At 56.4% G+C, this 18,831-nt stretch carries 20 protein-coding genes and 1 pseudogene; 18 read left to right on the top strand and 3 right to left on the bottom strand.

What is annotated here, in order from left to right:
* The first annotated feature begins 127 nt into the window (after positions 1-127).
* The 5 genes from P1S46_06575 (at position 128) to ruvB (ending at position 3,589) form a co-directional block, all read left to right on the top strand.
* A complete protein-coding gene (locus P1S46_06575) occupies positions 128-436 on the top strand; it encodes an integration host factor subunit beta (GenBank protein ID MDF1536155.1) in 309 nt (102 codons plus the stop codon).
* A gap of 192 nt (positions 437-628) precedes the next feature.
* Positions 629-1,372, top strand: a complete 744-nt coding sequence (locus P1S46_06570; protein MDF1536154.1) for a YebC/PmpR family DNA-binding transcriptional regulator — start codon at positions 629-631, stop codon at positions 1,370-1,372.
* A gap of 6 nt (positions 1,373-1,378) precedes the next feature.
* Positions 1,379-1,864: a crossover junction endodeoxyribonuclease RuvC gene (ruvC, locus tag P1S46_06565; GenBank protein ID MDF1536153.1), complete on the top strand. Its 486-nt coding sequence runs from the start codon at positions 1,379-1,381 to the stop codon at positions 1,862-1,864.
* Between the two features lie 59 nt (positions 1,865-1,923).
* On the top strand, positions 1,924-2,532 hold the full coding sequence (ruvA, locus tag P1S46_06560) for a Holliday junction branch migration protein RuvA (GenBank protein MDF1536152.1): 609 nt from the start codon (positions 1,924-1,926) through the stop codon (positions 2,530-2,532).
* A gap of 28 nt (positions 2,533-2,560) precedes the next feature.
* Positions 2,561-3,589: a Holliday junction branch migration DNA helicase RuvB gene (ruvB, locus tag P1S46_06555; GenBank protein ID MDF1536151.1), complete on the top strand. Its 1,029-nt coding sequence runs from the start codon at positions 2,561-2,563 to the stop codon at positions 3,587-3,589.
* 145 nt (positions 3,590-3,734) lie between these two features.
* Here the strand turns inward: ruvB and P1S46_06550 are convergent, their stop codons facing one another.
* On the bottom strand, positions 3,735-5,021 hold the full coding sequence (locus tag P1S46_06550) for a TlpA disulfide reductase family protein (GenBank protein ID MDF1536150.1): 1,287 nt from the start codon (positions 5,019-5,021) through the stop codon (positions 3,735-3,737).
* Between the two features lie 189 nt (positions 5,022-5,210).
* Between P1S46_06550 and P1S46_06545 the strand changes: the two genes are divergently transcribed.
* The 4 genes and pseudogenes from P1S46_06545 (at position 5,211) to P1S46_06530 (ending at position 9,058) form a co-directional block, all read left to right on the top strand.
* Positions 5,211-5,921, top strand: coding sequence for a thermonuclease family protein (locus P1S46_06545; GenBank protein ID MDF1536149.1), 711 nt, complete (start codon positions 5,211-5,213; stop codon positions 5,919-5,921).
* Positions 5,922-5,932: 11 nt separating this feature from the next.
* Positions 5,933-7,120, top strand: coding sequence for a hypothetical protein (locus P1S46_06540; GenBank protein ID MDF1536148.1), 1,188 nt, complete (start codon positions 5,933-5,935; stop codon positions 7,118-7,120).
* 90 nt (positions 7,121-7,210) lie between these two features.
* Complete coding sequence (gene der / locus P1S46_06535) at positions 7,211-8,536, top strand: ribosome biogenesis GTPase Der (protein MDF1536147.1); 1,326 nt, start codon at positions 7,211-7,213, stop codon at positions 8,534-8,536.
* A 55-nt stretch (positions 8,537-8,591) separates the two neighbouring features.
* A pseudogene (locus P1S46_06530) lies at positions 8,592-9,058 on the top strand (ribonuclease H-like domain-containing protein).
* Between the two features lie 226 nt (positions 9,059-9,284).
* On the opposite strand, the gene P1S46_06525 reads toward P1S46_06530, so the two are convergent.
* Positions 9,285-11,300, bottom strand: coding sequence for a methyl-accepting chemotaxis protein (locus P1S46_06525; GenBank protein ID MDF1536146.1), 2,016 nt, complete (start codon positions 11,298-11,300; stop codon positions 9,285-9,287).
* A gap of 660 nt (positions 11,301-11,960) precedes the next feature.
* Between P1S46_06525 and P1S46_06520 the strand changes: the two genes are divergently transcribed.
* From P1S46_06520 to P1S46_06510, 3 genes are all read left to right on the top strand, one after another.
* Positions 11,961-12,236, top strand: coding sequence for a hypothetical protein (locus P1S46_06520; GenBank protein MDF1536145.1), 276 nt, complete (start codon positions 11,961-11,963; stop codon positions 12,234-12,236).
* Positions 12,237-12,275: 39 nt separating this feature from the next.
* Entirely contained in the window at positions 12,276-12,941 is a 666-nt protein-coding gene (locus P1S46_06515; GenBank protein MDF1536144.1) for a mechanosensitive ion channel family protein, read from the top strand.
* 141 nt (positions 12,942-13,082) lie between these two features.
* Positions 13,083-13,655, top strand: coding sequence for a M48 family metallopeptidase (locus tag P1S46_06510; protein ID MDF1536143.1), 573 nt, complete (start codon positions 13,083-13,085; stop codon positions 13,653-13,655).
* 88 nt (positions 13,656-13,743) lie between these two features.
* On the opposite strand, the gene P1S46_06505 is transcribed toward P1S46_06510, so the two are convergent.
* On the bottom strand, positions 13,744-14,322 hold the full coding sequence (locus P1S46_06505; protein MDF1536142.1) for a flavin reductase family protein: 579 nt from the start codon (positions 14,320-14,322) through the stop codon (positions 13,744-13,746).
* Positions 14,323-14,847: 525 nt separating this feature from the next.
* Between P1S46_06505 and nifU the strand changes: the two genes are divergently transcribed.
* The 6 genes from nifU to P1S46_06475 all read left to right on the top strand — a co-directional run.
* Positions 14,848-15,219, top strand: coding sequence for a Fe-S cluster assembly scaffold protein NifU (gene nifU, locus P1S46_06500; GenBank protein ID MDF1536141.1), 372 nt, complete (start codon positions 14,848-14,850; stop codon positions 15,217-15,219).
* Positions 15,220-15,374: 155 nt separating this feature from the next.
* On the top strand, positions 15,375-16,496 hold the full coding sequence (gene mnmA / locus P1S46_06495; GenBank protein MDF1536140.1) for a tRNA 2-thiouridine(34) synthase MnmA: 1,122 nt from the start codon (positions 15,375-15,377) through the stop codon (positions 16,494-16,496).
* Positions 16,497-16,635: 139 nt separating this feature from the next.
* Positions 16,636-17,184, top strand: a complete 549-nt coding sequence (locus P1S46_06490) for a sigma-70 family RNA polymerase sigma factor (GenBank protein ID MDF1536139.1) — start codon at positions 16,636-16,638, stop codon at positions 17,182-17,184.
* On the top strand, positions 17,181-17,762 hold the full coding sequence (locus tag P1S46_06485; protein MDF1536138.1) for a zf-HC2 domain-containing protein: 582 nt from the start codon (positions 17,181-17,183) through the stop codon (positions 17,760-17,762). The genes P1S46_06490 and P1S46_06485 overlap by 4 nt, the downstream gene beginning before the upstream one ends.
* A gap of 4 nt (positions 17,763-17,766) precedes the next feature.
* Entirely contained in the window at positions 17,767-18,411 is a 645-nt protein-coding gene (locus tag P1S46_06480) for a hypothetical protein (protein ID MDF1536137.1), read from the top strand.
* A 232-nt stretch (positions 18,412-18,643) separates the two neighbouring features.
* Positions 18,644-18,831 (top strand): tRNA (N(6)-L-threonylcarbamoyladenosine(37)-C(2))-methylthiotransferase MtaB (locus P1S46_06475; protein MDF1536136.1); only part of this gene is annotated, 188 nt, incomplete at its 3' end.

Below are 18,831 nucleotides of genomic sequence, written 5' to 3'. Positions count from 1 at the left end.
CCAGGACCGGCGTGTCAAAAACAGACCCCTCAGACACCCCGACCGGAGGCCGGCCCAAACCAATCGCGGATTTCGGGTCTAACCTCTTGACTTCCAAAGATATTTTAGATAGCCTTGCTTTTATGCATTGTCACCTGAACCTTATGCGGGAGGGACCATGACCAAGGCTGAACTCATCGAGGCTCTCGTGGATCGGATCGACAGATTAACAAAAAAGGAAGCCGAATTGATCGTCAATACGGTTCTCAAGAGCATCTCCGACTCCCTGGCGGACGGGGATAAGGTGGAACTAAGAGGGTTCGGGAGCTTCAAGGTGAAAGACAGGAGATCCCGGGAGGGCCGCAACCCTAAAACGGGTAACAAGGTGTCAGTGGAGGCCAAGAGAGTTCCTTACTTCAAGGCCGGCAAGGAGTTGAGGGAGCGAGTAAATAACTGACGTTATTTATGCGTATGGATTTTTAAAAGGAACCGGATGCTGTCCGGTTTTTTTCGTGATACTGCTTTTTATTAATTCCAGTTTTTGGCATAGTTGATGGACATGTATAAAATCCATCAGGATTGGACGGCAAGCGAAGCTTGTCTGATACAATTCCGAGAACTTCAGTTCTTGGAATTGTATGGAGGGAATATGTCCGGACATTCAAAATGGGCCAATATCAAGCGCAGGAAAGGCGCGCAGGATGTCGTGCGCGGCAAAATATTTACGAAGCTCAACAAGGAGATCATGGTTGCGGCCAAGATAGGCGGGGGGGATCCGGATGGCAATCCGAGGCTCAGAGCCGCTATCATCAAGGCGCGAGCCGCCAATATGCCCATGCAGAACATCGAAAGGGCTATCAAAAAGGGGACAGGAGATCTGGATGGCGTCAATTACGAAGAGATCACCTATGAAGGGTACGGTCCAGCGGGTGTGGCCATCATGGTTGAGACCCTCACGGACAACCGCAATCGAACCGTATCCGATGTCCGATACACCTTTACGAGGCATAACGGAAATCTCGGGGAGACGGGGTGCGTTTCGTGGATCTTCCAGATGAGATCCTATTTTGTCTTTTCAAGGGAAGATACTGACGGCGATACTCTTGTGGAGATCGCTTTGGAAGCCGGCGCGGAAGATATCACGGAAGAAGGTCAGGATTTCGAGGTCTACGGTCCACCGGAGAGTTTCGATTCCCTGAGCAGCGCTTTCGACAAGGCGGAATTGAAATATCAGGTCGGTGAAGTTACCATGATCCCGCAGAATACGATCAACCTGGACGAAAAGCAGGCAGAGCAGACTCTCAAGCTGGTGGAGTCCCTCGAGGACAACGATGACGTCCAGAGGGTATACGCCAACTTTGATATTTCCGATGATATCATGGAGAAGATGTAGTCCTTAATGCGAGTTCTGGGTGTAGACCCGAGCCTGCGATCCACCGGGTATGCCGTCCTCGATGGAGATCGCAGATCACAGAAAGTCCTCGAATACGGTCTGATCAAGACGAACGGGGAAGATACCCTGGAACACTCCCTACTCCATATCGCCGATGCCATCGAGGGGGTAGTCAGGGAACACTCCCCTGATTGCCTCGCCATCGAGAACATCTTTACCGCCAGGAACAGCCGGGTCGCTCTGCAGCTGGGTCACGTCCGCGGTGTCGTCATCCTGGTGTGCCAAAGGTGCGGACTCGACACTTACCCTTACGCCGCGACCAGGATAAAGGAAACGGTGGCCGGTTACGGCAGAGCTTCCAAGGAGCAGGTACAGCACATGGTTGTCAGATCCCTGGGACTGGTGGAGACGCCGCCTACAGACGCCGCCGACGCCCTGGCAACCGCGCTGACACATTTTCAATGGCACCAGGAGATTGTCTCAAGATCCTGACAATCTCCTGGAAAAGGTATTCTGTAATTTCAGACAAACTGCCGGGAGAGGACAACCCCTTGATCGCCCTCATCAAAGGTAAACTGGCCGTGAAAGACCCTTCCGGGACGGTCATCGTGGACACCGGAGCTGTGGGGTACCGGTTGTTCGTGTCCCTGAACACCCTCGTGGACCTCCCCGAGGGTGGTGAGGAGGTTTCCCTGCACGTGGTGACGGTGGTTCGCGAGGACGCCTTCACCCTTTTCGGGTTCAGCCAGGCTGAGGAGAAGGATCTATTTAACCTCCTGGTCCAGGTCAAGGGGATCGGACCCAAGGTGGCCATCGCGCTGCTGGGCGGGCTGAAACCGTCCGATCTGAAAACCGCCATTGCCCGTGAGGATTCCGCCTGGATCAGCACCGTGCCGGGTGTGGGGAAGAAGACTGCCGAGAGGATCGTTCTCGAGCTCAAGGACAAGGTAGGCCCCTTATCTGACACCGGCGGGTCCGTGATCACCGGTGTGGACGAACAACTTCTTTCCGACGTGCTGTCCGCCCTGGCCAACCTCGGCTACCAGAGCTCCCAGGGACGTAAAACCGTGAGGAATGTTCTGGAAAGGGAAGACGGGCCTAAAGATTTCCAGGGAATCATCAGGGAATGTCTGAAAGAACTGAGTGGGAGAAAAGGGTAATTTTAAAATTCAAATTTGGAATTCGGTTATGACCGATGAACGCATCGTAACTCCCCGGCAGATCAACGATGAAGCTGCTTTCGAGGCCAATATCCGGCCGAGGCGCCTTTCTGACTATGTCGGCCAGACCAAGGTCAAGGAAAACCTGAAGGTCTTCATTCAGGCCGCTCTGGAACGCAAGGAGGCGCTGGATCACGTCCTGCTCTTCGGACCGCCCGGATTGGGCAAAACGACCCTGGCCAACATCCTTGCCAACGAACTTGGCGTCAACATCAGATCCACCTCCGGTCCTGCCATGGAGCGCTCCGGAGATCTCGCTGCCATCCTCACCAACCTCGACGAGCACGGTGTCCTCTTCATCGACGAGATCCATCGCATGAACCGTACTGTCGAAGAGGTCCTTTATCCGGCCATGGAAGACTTTGCCCTGGATCTCATTATCGGCAAGGGCCCCGGCGCAAGGACAGTCAAGCTGGACCTGCCGCGGTTCACCCTCATGGGCGCCACAACGCGCATGGGCCTTTTGTCATCGCCCTTCAGGGACCGTTTCGGCGTCGTGTGCAGGCTTGAGTTTTACTCGGTTCAGGAGCTTAACCGGATCGTTACCAGGGCGGCCGCGATCCTGCAGGTGAAACTGGTTGACGATGCCGCCGATGAGCTGGCGAGGCGCTCAAGGGGGACACCCAGGGTTGTCAACCGGCTTTTGAGACGGGCACGGGATTTCGCCCAGGTTGAGGCCGAAGGGGTTATCACCCTCGAGGTGGCGCGTCACACACTGAAGAGGCTGGAGATCGACGAGATGGGGCTCGACAACCTGGATCGATCCGTTCTGCTGACGATCATTGACAAGTTCGGTGGCGGGCCTGTTGGTATCGATACGATTTCCGCCGCTGTGGGGGAGGAGAGGGACACCATTGAGGACATCTGCGAGCCGTTCCTTCTCCAGGAAGGGTATCTGCAGCGAACTCCTCGTGGTCGTACTGCGACAGAGGCTGCCTACAGACATCTCGACAGAAAGCCCGGAACTGAAGGCGGGCAGGAGAAACTGTTCGATTGAGGGCGACCACGAGGAGTTCGCTGAGTGCAGAGTGCAAAGTGCAGGGTGCAGAAGAAAAAACAAAACCGGAGCTAATGCTCCGGTTTTGTTTTCTACTGCCAGTGACCCTGAAGCCCTGGCCTTCAGGCCGGGGAGTGGGTCACTCCTACTTCCACACTTCTAATTCCAAAGACGTAGGCGTCACTTCCTCTACGAACACCCGGAGTTTCCCGAAATCCATCCCGAGGATCTCGTCGGAGAACCCTTGGGAGGAAGTGTAAACCTCGAAAACCTGGGAGGTGGAGTGAGGAGTGAAAACCGGATTTTCGAACCGTCCGATGAACCGGGACTGCACGAGAAGCGAATGGAGGAACTGCTTCTGGTCAAGGAGACTCATGTTCACATAGGTGAAGGTTATACGGAACGGCTCAAACAGGTAACCTATGCTTTTTAGCTCCGCCGACAAACTGTCGATCGATATCCTGACGTCCCGACTGACATACCAGGTGCCGTCAATGAGCATCTCCTGTTCAGCGACAGTCTCGAAAAAATCACTGTAGCTGAGGCTGGACAGGAGCTTGCTCAGGGAATCTTTTGTGTCGAAGGGGTCACGATCCAGATGGATCCCGTCACCAGCAAGACAATCTGTAGCAGAATCGTTGGCAAAAAGGTTGATCCCGAGCATGCGAAGGGCTCCGGAGACCGCGATCCTTGTTGCGTCTCTTTGCGCAAGGTCGCGGGTCAGCACCGTCTCCTGCTCCAGGCTTTCATTTCCGGTAAAGCTTTTCCGCCAACCGCTTTCGTCGAAGAATCCGCACAGCGCGGCTTTACCCACGACAGTGATCATTTCGCTTCTTTCAACAATACGCGGTGCGGAAACCTTCGTGTCCGTCTTTCCCGAAGCCAGATCCTCGATGATTGAAAGGAGGTTCCTCTCACCTTCCGTGTCAAAACCCCGATGATAACCCGCGATTTTCCCCTCCCGGTCAATGAGTATGAGAGTGGGAAGAGAGGTGACGCCGAAAGCGTTGAACACTTTAGCGTTCTCGTCATAAAGAAGGGGATATGTTATCTTTCCACGGAACTTTTCCAGTCTTTCGAGGAACCGGCGGATCCGGTCTGTCGTTACCTGGAGGTCCTCGTTGACAGCCATGATCACGAGGTCCTGCCCCCGGTACTTATCCTCGAGTTTCTGGAGGGCCAGCATCTCGTCGACACAGGAATCGCAGTAGATCGACCAGAAGCTCAGAACGGTCGCCGAACGTCCGATCTGGCCGGTGAGGCCGAAAACAGCTCCTTGGATATCGTTCAGGGTAAAAACCGGAGCTTGAGATCCCACTTCCAGAGGCGCTCCCGGAACGGGAGATCCATCCCTCTTGTCCTGGGCGAAGCCTCCAGCCGGCAGGAGTATAAGTAAAAGGACACTTATACAGGTATTTAATCTTATATTCATGGCTGGTTCCTCATCAGCTTCGCCGACGTGCCGATACCTCGCGGGTACCTCAGTGAATAAGCTCAGTGACTGAAGACGGTTTAAAGGAAAAGGTCCTGCTCAATTATGATAGCACAAATGCTCAGGGCCGGTGCAGCATCTCTTTTTATACTCGCATCGGCAACCTCCTCGCTGGCTGCGGACGCAGGAGTGGTGTGTTCAACCGCCGTGGTCAAGCGTGTGGTGGATGGAGACACCCTGGAACTTGAGAGCGGTCAGCGAGTGCGGCTCCTTGGTATCGACACCCCCGAAAGAGGGGAGTCCATGGCCGACGAAGCTTCGGCCATGCTGGAAAAACTCATCGGCTCCAACCCTCTGGAGCTTATCAGCTGCAGGGATACCGATCCATACGGACGACTCCTCTCTGTCGTGCGGGCCGACGACGTCAATGTGAACGTGGCTCTCATCCGGGAGGGCGTGGCTCTTCCGCTCCTCATTCCACCTTGTGGATCAGAAATATCCGACGAGATCCTTCGAAACGCCTCCATCGCGGCAAAGAACGGAAAGGGGCTGTATAGCGGTGAAGCCATCAAGGTGGTGTCTCATCTGGATGCTGATGATCATATCGGAAGCCGCGTCATGGTCCGTGGGAAGGTCCTTGCGCTGCACAGGGGGCGCAAAGCGTGGCACCTGAATTTCGGCGAGGATTACAGGACCGATTTTACCGCGGTGCTTTTCGATGAGGGACGCAGCAGGTTCAGGGAGTTTGACATCGACCCGGGCGATCTGGTGGGAGCCGAAGTTCTGGTCATCGGCAAGGTGAAGCGATATAACGGACCGGAGATCATCCTTCGCGGGCCCGATCAGATCCTTGTACTGAATCCGGACCCTGTCAGTGGTTCACCGACAGGATCCAGGTGAAAGGAGAACAGTTGAGGAACGTCCTGGCCCTTCTCATTTTGCCGGCTATGGCCGTGGGTGCGATCATCGTTTTCGGTGGTATCCCAATCGATCTGCCATTGGACACGTTTGTGTCAAATGTGACAAATGGTCATCCGGCGTTGGAACTGAACGCACGGGGTGTCGAGGAGCTTGCTTCCGGGAACCCGGTGCAGGCAGTTCAAACGCTTCGGGAGGCCGTGGGGCTGGAACCGGGGAACGCCTTGGTGAGGAGAAACCTCAGCGTTGCCCTTGCCCGGATCGCGGGGGGATCCCTCGATGACAGGGAAAAAGCCCTGGAACTTTTGACTGAATCGGAAGAGTTGTGGCCGGTTAACCCGGAGGTTCTCGACGGCTTTTCGACACTGCACTTCCGGGCCGGACGATACGAAGAGGCGTTAGAGTACGCACGTAAATTATATAGAAGGATGCCCGACAGGGCGGACCTCGCCGAACATGTCAGCCGCCTTGAGGGAATGGTAGCGTCCAGGGAGGGGATGGTCACGGAGGACGGGGATAATTTCCGCCTGCATTACAGCGGGCAGAGAAAGCTCGAATATGAAGGTGAGATCCTCGCTTTACTCCAGGACGAAATGGATTCCCTGACAGCGGCCCTGGGGATCTTCCCGGCAGATCCGGTGGATGTTCTTGTTTTAACCGAGGAACTCGGATCGCGCGCCGATCCCTTCGAACCCTCTCTGGAAGGTCTGTATGATGGGCAGATCCGCCTGTACGTCGGTCAGGGCATTGATGACAGGAATAAACTGGCCCTTACAGTTAGGCACGAAATGGTCCATGCCCTCCTTCATCGGGCCGCTGGCAACCTGCCGTCGTGGGTCCAGGAAGGACTGGCACAGAAAGTCGGCGAAAACCAGTCTCCCGACCACATCCAGGCGGTGCGGGCTTACATGGTCCGGGAAATGGGAAAAGGGTATGCCATCAACCTGGACGATCTTGACCGGAGCTTCATCACCATGGACCCGGAACACCGCATGCGGTCCTACGCTGTGAGCCTTCTTTTCATGGATCACCTCGAGGGCAGGTACGGCCGTAACTTCATCCAGCTTTTCGTGTCCGAGCTCACCGACGGCAAGGCTCCGCTGCAGGCTGTCGAATCTCTGACGGGGGAAAGCCTCCAGCAACTGCAAAATTCCCTCACCAGGAGCCTGTCCGACTCGTAAAATGTCTCAAAGAGTCTATTTCAGAGCTTTGGAGTGAAGCCACCCAGGTAAGCATTAACCGGATGGAACAAATACTCAGGAGCAAAAGCCATGTCTCTGGTCGCCATCGTGGGAAGGCCCAACGTGGGAAAATCCACTCTCTTTAACCGGCTCATCGGGAGGCGACAGGCTATCGTCGAGGATATCCCCGGGGTGACGCGGGACAGGAATTACGGGGCGGCCAACTGGCTGGGAAGGGAGTTCACCGTGGTGGACACCGGGGGGCTCGATCCCCTGGCCGAAGAGGGACTTTTCGCACTTACCCGGCAGCAGGCGCTAAACGCCATCGAGGAGGCCGACCTCATCCTGTTCGTCCTGGACACGAGATCCGGTCTCGCGCCTGCCGACGACGAGGTGGCCCGGCTCCTTCGACGCTCCGAAAAACCTGTCCTGGTGGTCGCCAACAAGGCAGAGGGGCAGCTCCGCGAGCACGAATCGGCCCAGTTTTACAGCCTGGGACTGGGAGAAGTTTACCCCATATCTGCCCTTCACGGAACCGGTGTCGCCGAAGTCCTGGACGAACTGATCCAGGTGCTCCCTGACGAGGAGATGTCGCCCGAGGTAGAACACCACATGCGCCTGGCGGTCGTAGGCAAGCCGAATACAGGAAAATCAACCCTGGTCAACAAGATCCTTGGGGAGGACCGGGTTCTCGTCTCCGATGTGCCGGGTACGACAGCTGACACCGTTGATACCCTGGTGGAGAAAAACGGCAAACGATACCTTCTGGTGGATACGGCCGGTGTCAGAAGGAAGGCGAGGGTAGCCGGATCGATCGAACACTATTCTGTCCTGCGCGCTCTGGCAGCCATTGAGCGGTGTCATATCTGTCTCCTCATGGTGGACAGTTCCGAAGGGCTCGTGGACCAGGACCTGCGCATCGCCGGCCTGGTCAATGAAAGGGGGCGCGGGCTGGTGGTTTGCCTCAACAAGTGGGATCTGGTGGAAAAGGATCACAAGACCTTCGACCAGATGGTCAAGGATATCCGTGAAAAACTTTTTTTCTTTCCCGATGTCCCCGTCATATCCATTTCGGGTCTCATAGGACTTCGGGTGGACAGGGTTTTCGAGATGGTGGATAAGGTCTTCGCCCAGGCGTCAAAAGAGCTGTCGACAAGGGAAGTCAACGACACACTGGAAAAGGCCATCGCACGTCACCAGCCTCACCTGGTTCGCGGACGCAGGCTCAAGTTCTATTATGCCACCCAGGTGGGGACCCATCCGCCGGCTTTCGTCATCTTCACCAACCGCCCCGGCGAGATCAAGGACAGCTACATCAGGTTCATAGAAAGGACCTTCCGGGAGACCTTCGGTTTTGCGGGAACCCCCATCAGGTTATTTTTCCGCCGCGGGCGGGAGGACAGGCACAAGAAATAGTTAAAAGTGGAAAGTGGAAGGTAATTATATTCTCTTTGGACATTGGACTGCAGTTTTGCGCGCCTACCTAGATATCGAAACAACCTTCGACAACCAGATCAGCGTGGTGGGAATCCACATCCCGGGCCGGGAGATGATCCAGCTCATCGGCGGCCGTGTCACCGATCTTTCTATTGCGCTGGCTCTGGAGTGTGTCACGACCGTCATCACCTTCAACGGGGCCTGCTTTGACCTGCCGTTCATCAGGCGGATCACCGGCCTGGATCTCCGCGACCTTGCCGGGCACCGGGACCTCCTCCGGGACTGCCGCAAGAGAAGACTGAAGGTGGTCTCAAAAAGGTGGAGGTCCTGCTGGGGATCTCCCGTGATTCCGGCATTGTGGACGGACGCGTGGCCCCGCGCCTCTGGCAGCGTTGGGAGAACGACGGGGACACAGAAGCGTTAAACTTGCTACTCGAATATAATAAAGAAGATTGTGTCAATCTTGAGGTTTTCGAGTCATTCCTCGATAACATTGACTGATTTGTGGACCGAAAAAAGGGAGAAGGACAGGCGGGAGGGAGATGGGAGGAGGGGAAGAACAGACTGAATCCACCCTCGCTTGGGCAATGGCGGGACAAGTTGTTTGAGGTTGTTTTGACAGCTTTCACAGGAACGAAAAAGCCGGAGCTTTCGCATCGGCCATGGTTATTAGCTGTTAGCTTTTCCTTCGCACTTCGCACTCCGTACTTCGTACTGCCAGGAATTGCTAAACCCCGAAGGTTTCTAATTCCTTCAGCAATTCTTTTCCGAGTTCCCTCCACTCCTGCAAACTTACAAACAATGTCTCGAACACCTGCTCGGATTCGTTCACCGTCAGCATCAGGGTCCGGCTGCCGTCCTGGTTGACCTTTGCCGTCTGGGACAGGCGGTAGCTGATCTGGGTCATGCTGTCCGCAGACGCCGAGATAACCCCGGTCTTTTCCTTCTGCTTGTCGGCGCCCTCCTTGAGGGCGGTGGCCACCTTGTGCACGCTGTCGGCCGTCTCGACCACGCTGACGGCGGCGTCCCCCTGCCTGGCAGTTTCATCCCGGATGAGGAGACTGATCTCCCGGGAATGCCGGAAACTGTCGTCTATCCTGTTGAATACGTCTTCCACCTTCCCGGTGTTTTCAACAGCCGAACTCACGGCCTTCTGGATCTTTCCCGTTCCCTCCATGACGGTCTCGATGTCCTTTTCAAACCCGTTCATGGCGTCACGGATCGACCCGGTGGACTCTTCAACACCCATCGAAAGTTTCTTGATCTCCTCGGCGACGACCGCAAAACTTCTCCCCTGGGAACCCGCCTGGGCCGCTATGATGGAGGCGTTCAGTGCCAGGAGCTTTGTCTGGTCCATGACCTCGTCGATGATCTGGATCGTGTTCTTAACAGTATCCGACCTCAGCCGGAGATCGTCCACGGTCATCCTGAAATCGCCGGTGACCTTTTCCAGGGACTTGATACCTTCCCGTGTATCGTGAAAGATTTGGATCCCCTCGGCAACCTGCCGGTTGGTCAGTTCATCGGCTTTGGCGGATTCTTCCGAACGGGCCCTGATCTCCTCCAGCACCTCCTGCATGGAGCGTGCGACCACCGCCACCTGGCCCATGGAGCCCATGAGTTCATCCATGTTCAGGGTGATCCGGGCACCGGTGCTGTCGAGTTCCTTTGCCGTGCTGTTCCCCTCGTCGGCGGAGGCAAGGATCTGTTCCGCGTCGGCCGTCAGGGAATCGGCCGATTCGCGAAGCCGGGTGATCGAATCGGCCAGCTTCTGGAGTTCACTGGAGTACCTGTCGCGCTTGGCCTTGATCGTGGTGAACGCCTGCTCCATGAGATCATCCATCCGCCGGATGCCATGGATGAGACGGATGTTGGATATGGCTACCGATGTCTGATCGGCCAGGACCTTGATGATGTCCACCTCTTCATCGTTGATGGGAGATTTCTTGAACTTGTTGTCCACCGCAAAAAGACCGACAGCCTCTTTTCCGTCGTGGAATGGGATAAGCATGAAGGAGACGCTTCGAATGGCCTTGATCTTGTCATAGGGAGAGTGCAGGCGGTATTCCGGCTTCATTTCACTCATATCCTTGATGACGTAAGGTTTGTCCTCCTTAAGGGCAAGCCAGATGATCCCGCCGGCTTCGCTCATGGGGATCCTGATGTTCTCGATCGGTTCTTCGAGGTTGCCGCGCGTCTCCACGCATTCGAGCATTCTGTTCTTGTGGTTGGCCCGGAAGATGTTGACCCTGTCGAAATCGAGGACCTCGCTGATGCCGTCCGCGCAAAGTTTGAACACCTCGTCAATTTTACCCGAACGCTGAATGGCAGCGCTGACCTGGGTGATGCCTTTCATCCTCCTGTGGAGGGTGAAGAGCCTCTGCTCGAACATCTCCTCCTTTGCCAGGAAAAGCTTGTGGGTCTCGGACATCCGCTTTTGTTCGCTGATGAGCCTAAAGTCCTTTCGGCCCACCATGAATCCGAAGATCCCCATGATGATCGAAGTGCCGAAGAACATGTAAAGGAGCATGAAGCCGCTTCGGGGGGTACCGATGAGGATCTGGCGAAGAAGTGCTAAAAAGGAAATTTCTTCATGGGACGTCAGGAGGAGTTCCAGGACGATCCAGCCCAGGGGGGCAAAGATCCCCAGGATCAGACCTGTAAAGGCGTAATGAAGTGACCTGTTGTCGATCTTGCCCACAAAATCCAGGATCCTGGACAGATGGGACGTTTGTTGGGACAATACGTTACCTCCTGGCATACTCAATGGTACAAAACTGTAATGAAAATATCCTATTTGACACGATCCATCAAGAATTAATAAAATAGCGTTTTATTAATCATGTCAGATCTCCAATGGCATATCAACCTGAAGACCCCAAATCCGCGAGGTGACTGTCCACCAGAGAGGGAAGCCTGATCCCTTTTGAAAACTCGCCCAACAGGGCCAGACCGGCATGGGAAGTAATGGCATCTTGGGTCGTTTCAAGTTTGATGACTTCGCAAAAAGTCATCAACGCGCCCCGCGCGGGGCGCCCAAATCAATGACCCACACCGTAAGTCATTGATTTGTGAGGAAAGGGAAAACGACGCTTTTCCCTTTCCCCAGGACATTAATGGGCCAGGAAAAGTCCCGACTGGACTTTTTGCGACCCTATCAAGTTTGAAACGTAACTTACCGCGCCAACAAGGTTTTTTTATCCCCAGAATCGCGAAAATAAAACCAATCGCGATTCTGGGGTGAAGAACCTTCCCTGTGAAGAACCTTCCCTTGACGGCTCAGTGGAAATGGCCAATACTTCAGGAATTCGCAAAAAGTCTACAGCTGCGTGCGCAGGTTCTCCGACAGGCTCCTGGTTCGCCCTGAAAAATTCCAGATCCAACGCAAAGGGGACTATTGATCATGATCTCAACCGGATTTTTTGAAAGGCTTTATCTCGGAAACTCCCTCGCGAACTGGGCGGCCTCGCTGGGAACGGCGGTCATTATTTATCTGCTCATCGCCCTGTTGCTTAAAGTTGCGGGGAGCAGACTCGAAAGGTTTTCAAAAAGCACCCGGAACAGTTTTGATGACCGTGTTGCCGATCTCCTCAAGGTCAGGACCCGACGGGTCCTCATGGCCGGCCTTTCCCTTTACGGGGGGTCCACAGTTCTTGTTCTTCCGGTCACTATCGGGTAGGTGACGCGATCTGTCGCTTTTCTATGCATCGCGGTTCAGTTGGGTATATGGGGCAACGGTGTCATCAACTTCCTGGTGAGCAGAAGGGCCGCAAGTGACAGTGGAGAAAGGTTGAACCTGGAGGCCTACTCGGTGATCACCTGGATGGCCAAGGCCTCCCTCTGGATCATCGTGGTCCTGCTTGCTCTCAACAACCTGGGCATCGAGATCACCGCCCTGGTGGCGGGCCTTGGCATCTCGGGTATCGCTGTGGCCCTTGCCTTACAGAATATCCTGGGTGATCTTTTCGCATCCCTTTCCATCGTCCTGGACCGGCCCTTCGTCATCGGTGACTATATCATCGTTGGTGAACAGATGTGGACTGTGGAGCATGTCGGGCTCAAGACGACAAGAGTCAGGAGCTTTTCCGGCGAACAGATCATCTTTTCCAACACCGACCTTCTCGGGAGCCGGATCAGGAACTACCGGCGAATGGACGAGAGACGGATCCTCTTCAATGTCGGTGTGACCTATCAGACAGGGGTGGAGAAACTGGAAAGGATCCCTGACATGATCCGGGAGATCATCGGGAACATGGATCAGGTCCGGTTCGACCGGCCCATTTTGCCGGTTTCGGGGCCTATTCCCTGGATTTCGAGGTTGTCTACTGGGTGCTGGACCGGGACTACAACCTTTACCGGGACATCCAGCAGACAATCAATCTGAGCCTGTTCAGGAAATTAGGGGAACAAGGGATTGAGTTTGCCTATCCCACCCAGACCTTATTCATTGAGAAATAATGTCGAGCTGACAGCTGAAAGCCTGCAGCCTACTTCCGGAGCTTCCTTGAACCGTTTTAGACGATATATGAGAAAGTTTGCTGTGGAGCGGGAAAAGGTTCTTCTGCCCGAATCGATCCACTGTCCCGCACTGGAGGAGGAATGGCCGGTCCATTACCACCCGACGGCCAGTCCAACCGTCCAGGCAAGGTGCAACGGAAACGGGACCCTGGTTGTGTCGGGGAACACGGCAGACGAACCGGCCGTCCGGAAGGCTCTGCTCAGATGGCTTGGCAGGGCAGCGAAGGAGTCCCTGGTTCCATGGATCGCCGAACTCGCCGAGATCTCTGGCCTTTCCTATCAAAAGGTGACCATCCGGGGCCAGAGGACGCGGTGGGGAAGCTGCTCGACTACAGGTACGATCAGTCTCAATTTCAGGCTCCTGTTTCTGGAACCGGATCTTGTGCGTTACGTCCTTCACCACGAATTGTGCCACACGGTTTACCCGAACCACTCACGGGACTTCTGGGCAATGCTGGAAACCGTTGAGCCTGATTGCAGAGCTCTCGGAAGAGCAGTCAGGGGGGGGATGAAGGTTGTGCCGGAGTGGGCGAAGAACAGTCCAAAGTGCAATGTCCAAAATCCAAAGTGGACAAGATAGTACGGACTCCAGACCCCAGCTCTTAAGTGCTTCGGGAAACCCCCCGGCTTTGCCGGGGGTACGTGACTTCCCAGTTCTAAGCTGAAAGCTAATCGCTTCCAGCTTTTCTGCTGTACCCGTAACTCCCCAGTGCGTCACCGCTTACAGCCCTGTAGGTTTGGTCCAGAGGGCAATATCCGAGGGGGTCGATGAGGGCCATGTCCAGGTTCCCATCGGCGTCGAAGGCCTCCTCGGCAATGTGGGTGGCCACGATCTCTCCCAGGAACATGTCGTGGACCCCAAGGGGAACGATCTCGGTCACGCGGCACTCGAGGCTCACCGTGCATTCGTCGATGAGGGGAGGGGACACGATGCTGGCGGGTGTGGGTGTCAAACCCGTTTCGGCGAACTTGTCTACCTTCCTGCCCGATACGATCCCGCAGCTGTCAACCTCCCGTACGATCCTTGAAGGAGGGATGTTGACCACGAACTCGCCGGTCTCCTTGATGATCCCGTGGCTGTAACGGGAGGGACGGATGCTGATACTCACCATGGGCGGATCGGAGCATACAACGCCGGTCCATGCGATGGTGATGATATTGCTGCGGCCTCCACGGTCCTGGCAGGTCACGAGTGCAGCCGGTACAGGGGAAAGGACGGTGGAGGGTTTGATCGATCGCTTTTTCATGGGAGCTCCTCACTTTATGAGAAGGAAGAAGGAAGAGGTGAAATGCTGACACACAGCTAAAAGGCACCAAACAAAAGCCTTCTTCATCGGAAAGGGAAAAGCGTGGTTTTCCCTTTCCTCACGGGGGCTGCTGTAATATCGCCAAAGTCCGGGTAAGACTTTGGCTCAACGGGAACCGAAAAGCGTGGTTTTCGGTTCCCTCACGGATCGAACACACAGCCATTGGCACTCGATCCGGGCGCCTCTCCCAGGCGCGGCTGCTTTCATCGGTCATCGATCCGGGCGCCCTTCCCAGGCGCGGCTTGTCATTGATTTGGGCACCCCGCGCGGGGTGCGTTGATGGACTTTTTGCGAGTCCATCAAATTTCAACGAACCTATACTGCCGAATGCAGTTCCGCTTTACTTAGGTGATAACATCATGAATTCAGCGGGTTTCATTTTCAAGAATATTGGTTATATTTTGTGAGTTGACATTGACTTGAAATATGAAATCTGAATTTTGAAATTGAGGTATTCAAATGAGCATGTACAGCGAAAAGGTCATGGACCACTTCCGCAACCCCCGCAACGTGGGCGAGATCGAGGACGCCGACGGTATCGGCGAGGTGGGGAACGCCTCGTGCGGCGACATCATGAAGATCTACATCAAGGTGGAAGATGATGTCATCAAGGACGTGAAGTTCCAGACCTTCGGCTGCGGCAGCGCCATCGCCACGAGCAGCATGGTCACCGAGATGGTCATGGGCAAGACGTTAGGGGAGGCCGAAGCGGTCAGCAACAAGGCCGTGGCCGAGGCCCTCGACGGCCTTCCGCCCAACAAGATGCACTGCTCCAACCTGGCGGCCGACGCCCTGCACGACGCGATCAAGGATTACAGGGAAAAACATGGGAAGTGAACCGTGAAGCGTGAAATGTGATCCGTGAAGCGTGAACCGTGAACCGTGAAACATGGACCGTGAACCGCCTGTCAGCCGTCTCTCTGGACTTTGGACTCCGGACCCTGGACTCTGGACCCTGTTCTTTCCCCCCCCGTTCTGCTATCTGATTGTTCATGACCAACCTGGAACCCGGAACCCGGAAGGTGAAACCCCGGGACATCACCGTCCTGGTCGCCATGTCCGGCGGCGTGGACTCCTCCGTGGCCGCGGCCGTCCTCCAGGAACAGGGGTACCGCGTGGTTGGGGTCACCATGCTCCTGTGGCCCGAGGACGTTCCCGGGGCCGAGGAGGGGTGCTGCGGCACGGTCCACCTCAACGACGCCCGGTCCGTCTGCAGCAAGCTGGGCATTGCCCACTACACCCTGGACCTGCAGGCCGAGTTCCTCTCCGACGTCGTTAGGCCCTTCGTGGACACCTACCTCGCCGGCCGCACCCCCAACCCGTGCATCCGGTGCAACGAGCATCTGAAGTTCCGTCACCTCATTCGCAAGGCCAGGGGAGTGGGAGCCGACCTGCTGGCCACGGGCCACTACGCGCGCATTGTGGGAAAGAACCCGTGGAGACTTGCCAGGGGAGCCGACGACCGAAAGGACCAGAGCTACTTCCTGTTTACCCTCCGTCAGAAGGAATTGGCACGTCTCCTTTTCCCCCTGGGGAACATGAAAAAAGATCTGGTCCGACGGAAAGCCGAAGCTTTCGGGCTTCCGGTTCACGCGAAGGCTGAAAGCCAGGAGATCTGCTTTGTTCCAGACGGGGGACTTCGGGATTTCATCCGGGAGAAGGGGGCCAACCTGCCAGGCCCGGGGAAGGTGGTCGATACCGGGGGGAACGAACTGGGTACCCACGAAGGAGCCTGTTTTTACACCGTGGGCCAGCGGAAAGGGCTTGGCATCGCAGCTCCAGAACCCCTTTACGTGATGCGCATCGACGGGGCAACCAACACGGTGGTGGTCGGGAAACGGGCGGAATCCGCTTTTCCGGGACTGAAAGCTTCCGGTTCCACCTGGATCGAAGGGCATCCGCCGGGAGAAAGGTTCACGGCGTCCGTCCAGATCCGCCACCGCCACACGCCGGCGCCCTCGACCGTTACGGTCAACGGGGACGGGTCTGTGGACGTCATTTTCGACGAGCCCCAGCATGGCGTGGCCCCGGGCCAGGCGGTGGTGGTGTACGATGGGGAGTATGTCCTGGGAGGCGGGTGGATAACGGAGCCCATGGCTCCGAGTAAACAGTAGACAGTTTACAGCTTACCGAAAATGCGCTCTTCACTATGAACTGTGAACTCCACCCTTTAAACCTTTTACTTGCTTGTGGTGTCCATATATCAAGCAGCGTGGAGAGATCTTACGGTACGCTGCCGGGAACAGCGATGAAATGAGCGACGACGGCAGACTCGAACAGGAACTGGTGGCCAGGGCCAGGAAGGGCGACGAGGCCGCTTTCGAGAACCTCGTCAGGATGCACCAGAGACAGCTGTACGGGTACCTTTACAGGTTATCGGGGAACGTGGACGACGCCATGGAGATCACACAGAGCGCTTTTGTCAAAGCCTACCGGTCTATCGGGCGGTTCAGGGGCGACTCCTCCTTTAAAACGTGGCTTTTCAGGATCGCCTCCAACACGTGGAAAAACACCATCAGGGACCGGTCCAGGAGAAGAACGGTTCCCCTGGATGCGCTGCCGCTCTCCTCGGGCCGCGATCCGCTCGATGATGCCGTCCAGAGCCAGGAGCGGGCGATGCTGGCGGCTGCCGTGAAAACACTGCCCCCCAGGCAGCGGCAGGCGCTGGTCCTCAGGACCGCGGAGGGCTGCTCCTTCGACGAGGTCGCCAGGATCATGAACTGTTCCACCGGGGCCGCAAAGGCGAGCTACCACCACGCCGTGGGCAAGCTCAAGGCGATCCTGAAAGGAGAAAGACAGTGAACAGCTGTCCCAGGGAACTGCTGCCCGAATATTACCGGAAAAGCCTCGCGCCGGAAGAGATGGAGACGATCAACCGCCACGCAGCCGGGTGCCCGGAATGCTCGAAGGAACTTCAGATCCTGGCATCGATGGACAGTTCCGTCCCGGAACCACCCGCCTCATTCTGGGCCTCCCTTCCGGCCAGGGTCACGGAAGAGGGCCGATCCCGGCCCGCGTGGACCATGGCAAGGCCGGTCTGGGCCGGCGGGATCGCCGCTCTCATCCTTGTCGCCGGACTGTCCCTTTTCCTCAGAACCGGAACGGAGCGTTCCCCAAACGGCGACCTTGGGACTTACAGCTCCCCGGCGGCGCTCTCCCTTGGCCTGGAGGAGGAAATCCTGTTCCTTTCGGGTTCCGAGGTGGCGTTCATCGATGGATTTCTTGACGCTGGGATCGTTTCATCACCGGAGCGGGATACCGGTGATCCGCTGGGATCCCTTTTCGACCGGGAACTTCTGGAAACCATGTCCCCCGAGACCATCAGGGTCTTCGAGGGACTGATTGATGAAATGACTCTGAACCAGGTGGAAAGAGGGTGATGTCATGATCGGAAAAATGTGGATATCTCTGACAGCTTTAATACTGGGTCTTTCACTTCTTGTCCCTGCTCTCCCGGTCTCCGCCCGGGAGATGGCCGAAGAAGGGGATCTGACGAGGGTGCGCAAGAAGGTGGAGGCGTTAAGGGCGTGGCAGCTCACGGAGGAGCTCAATCTCGACGAGGAGACGAGCGCCCGCCTTTTCCCCGCGATGCGGGAGGCGGACCAGGAGCGCCAGCTGATCGAGACCCGCAACAGGGAACTGGTGAGAGAGTTGGCCCGTGAGGTCGCGGGTGAGGGGTCCGGACCGGCAAGGATCGATGAGATCCTAGACGAACTGACAGCCAACCGCAGGGAGATGGTCCAGGCCGAAGAACGCCACATCAAGCGGGTGCGCCAGATTCTGGACCCCGTCGGCACGGCGCGGTACCTGATGTTTACGCTGAGGTTCGAAAGGGAGATGAAGCAGAAAGCCGCCGAAGCGTTCCAGGAGCGGCGCAGGACCGGCGATGGTATGGATGAGCGTGCCGGACCCGGAGACGGCAGTGTCGGCGGCGGCTCTTCGGGAAGCTCCGGCGGTGGATCGGACGGTGGTTCCGGCAGCGGTTCCGGTGGCGGGCCCGGTGGCCCAGGCGGCGGCGGGAGGAGATAGAGAAGTTTACAGTTTACGGTTCACGGTTGACAGTCAACCGTGGTTAATGACCTTCGTGATTTATGACCTTTGAATTATACCGTATACTATTCACTGTTCACTGTTAACTTTTTAAACTCTTTCCGCTAAATTACATCCCATGAAAACACACGTGAAGCCGGGCCCGTCAGGGCCCGGCCCTTTTTCATCCGGCAAAGGCCCACCAGTAACTTTTTCCCCAAAAACGTTTTCTTTGGTCACGCTGGGCTGCAAGAGCAACCAGTACGATTCGGCCGCCCTCGCGTCCAGCCTCGAAGACGCGGGGATGACGAGAACATCCGCTGCCGAGGCGCAGGTCATCGTGATCAACACCTGCATGGTCACGGGACCCACCGAAGCGCAGTGCCGAAAGGCCATCAGGCAGGCCCGGCGGGCCAGTCC

Source organism: bacterium (genome assembly GCA_029210545.1).
Taxonomy (GTDB): domain Bacteria; phylum BMS3Abin14; class BMS3Abin14; order BMS3Abin14; family BMS3Abin14; genus JARGFV01.
The sequence above is the reverse complement of the archived record's forward strand: the minus strand, read 5'-3'. Positions and strand labels throughout refer to the sequence as shown.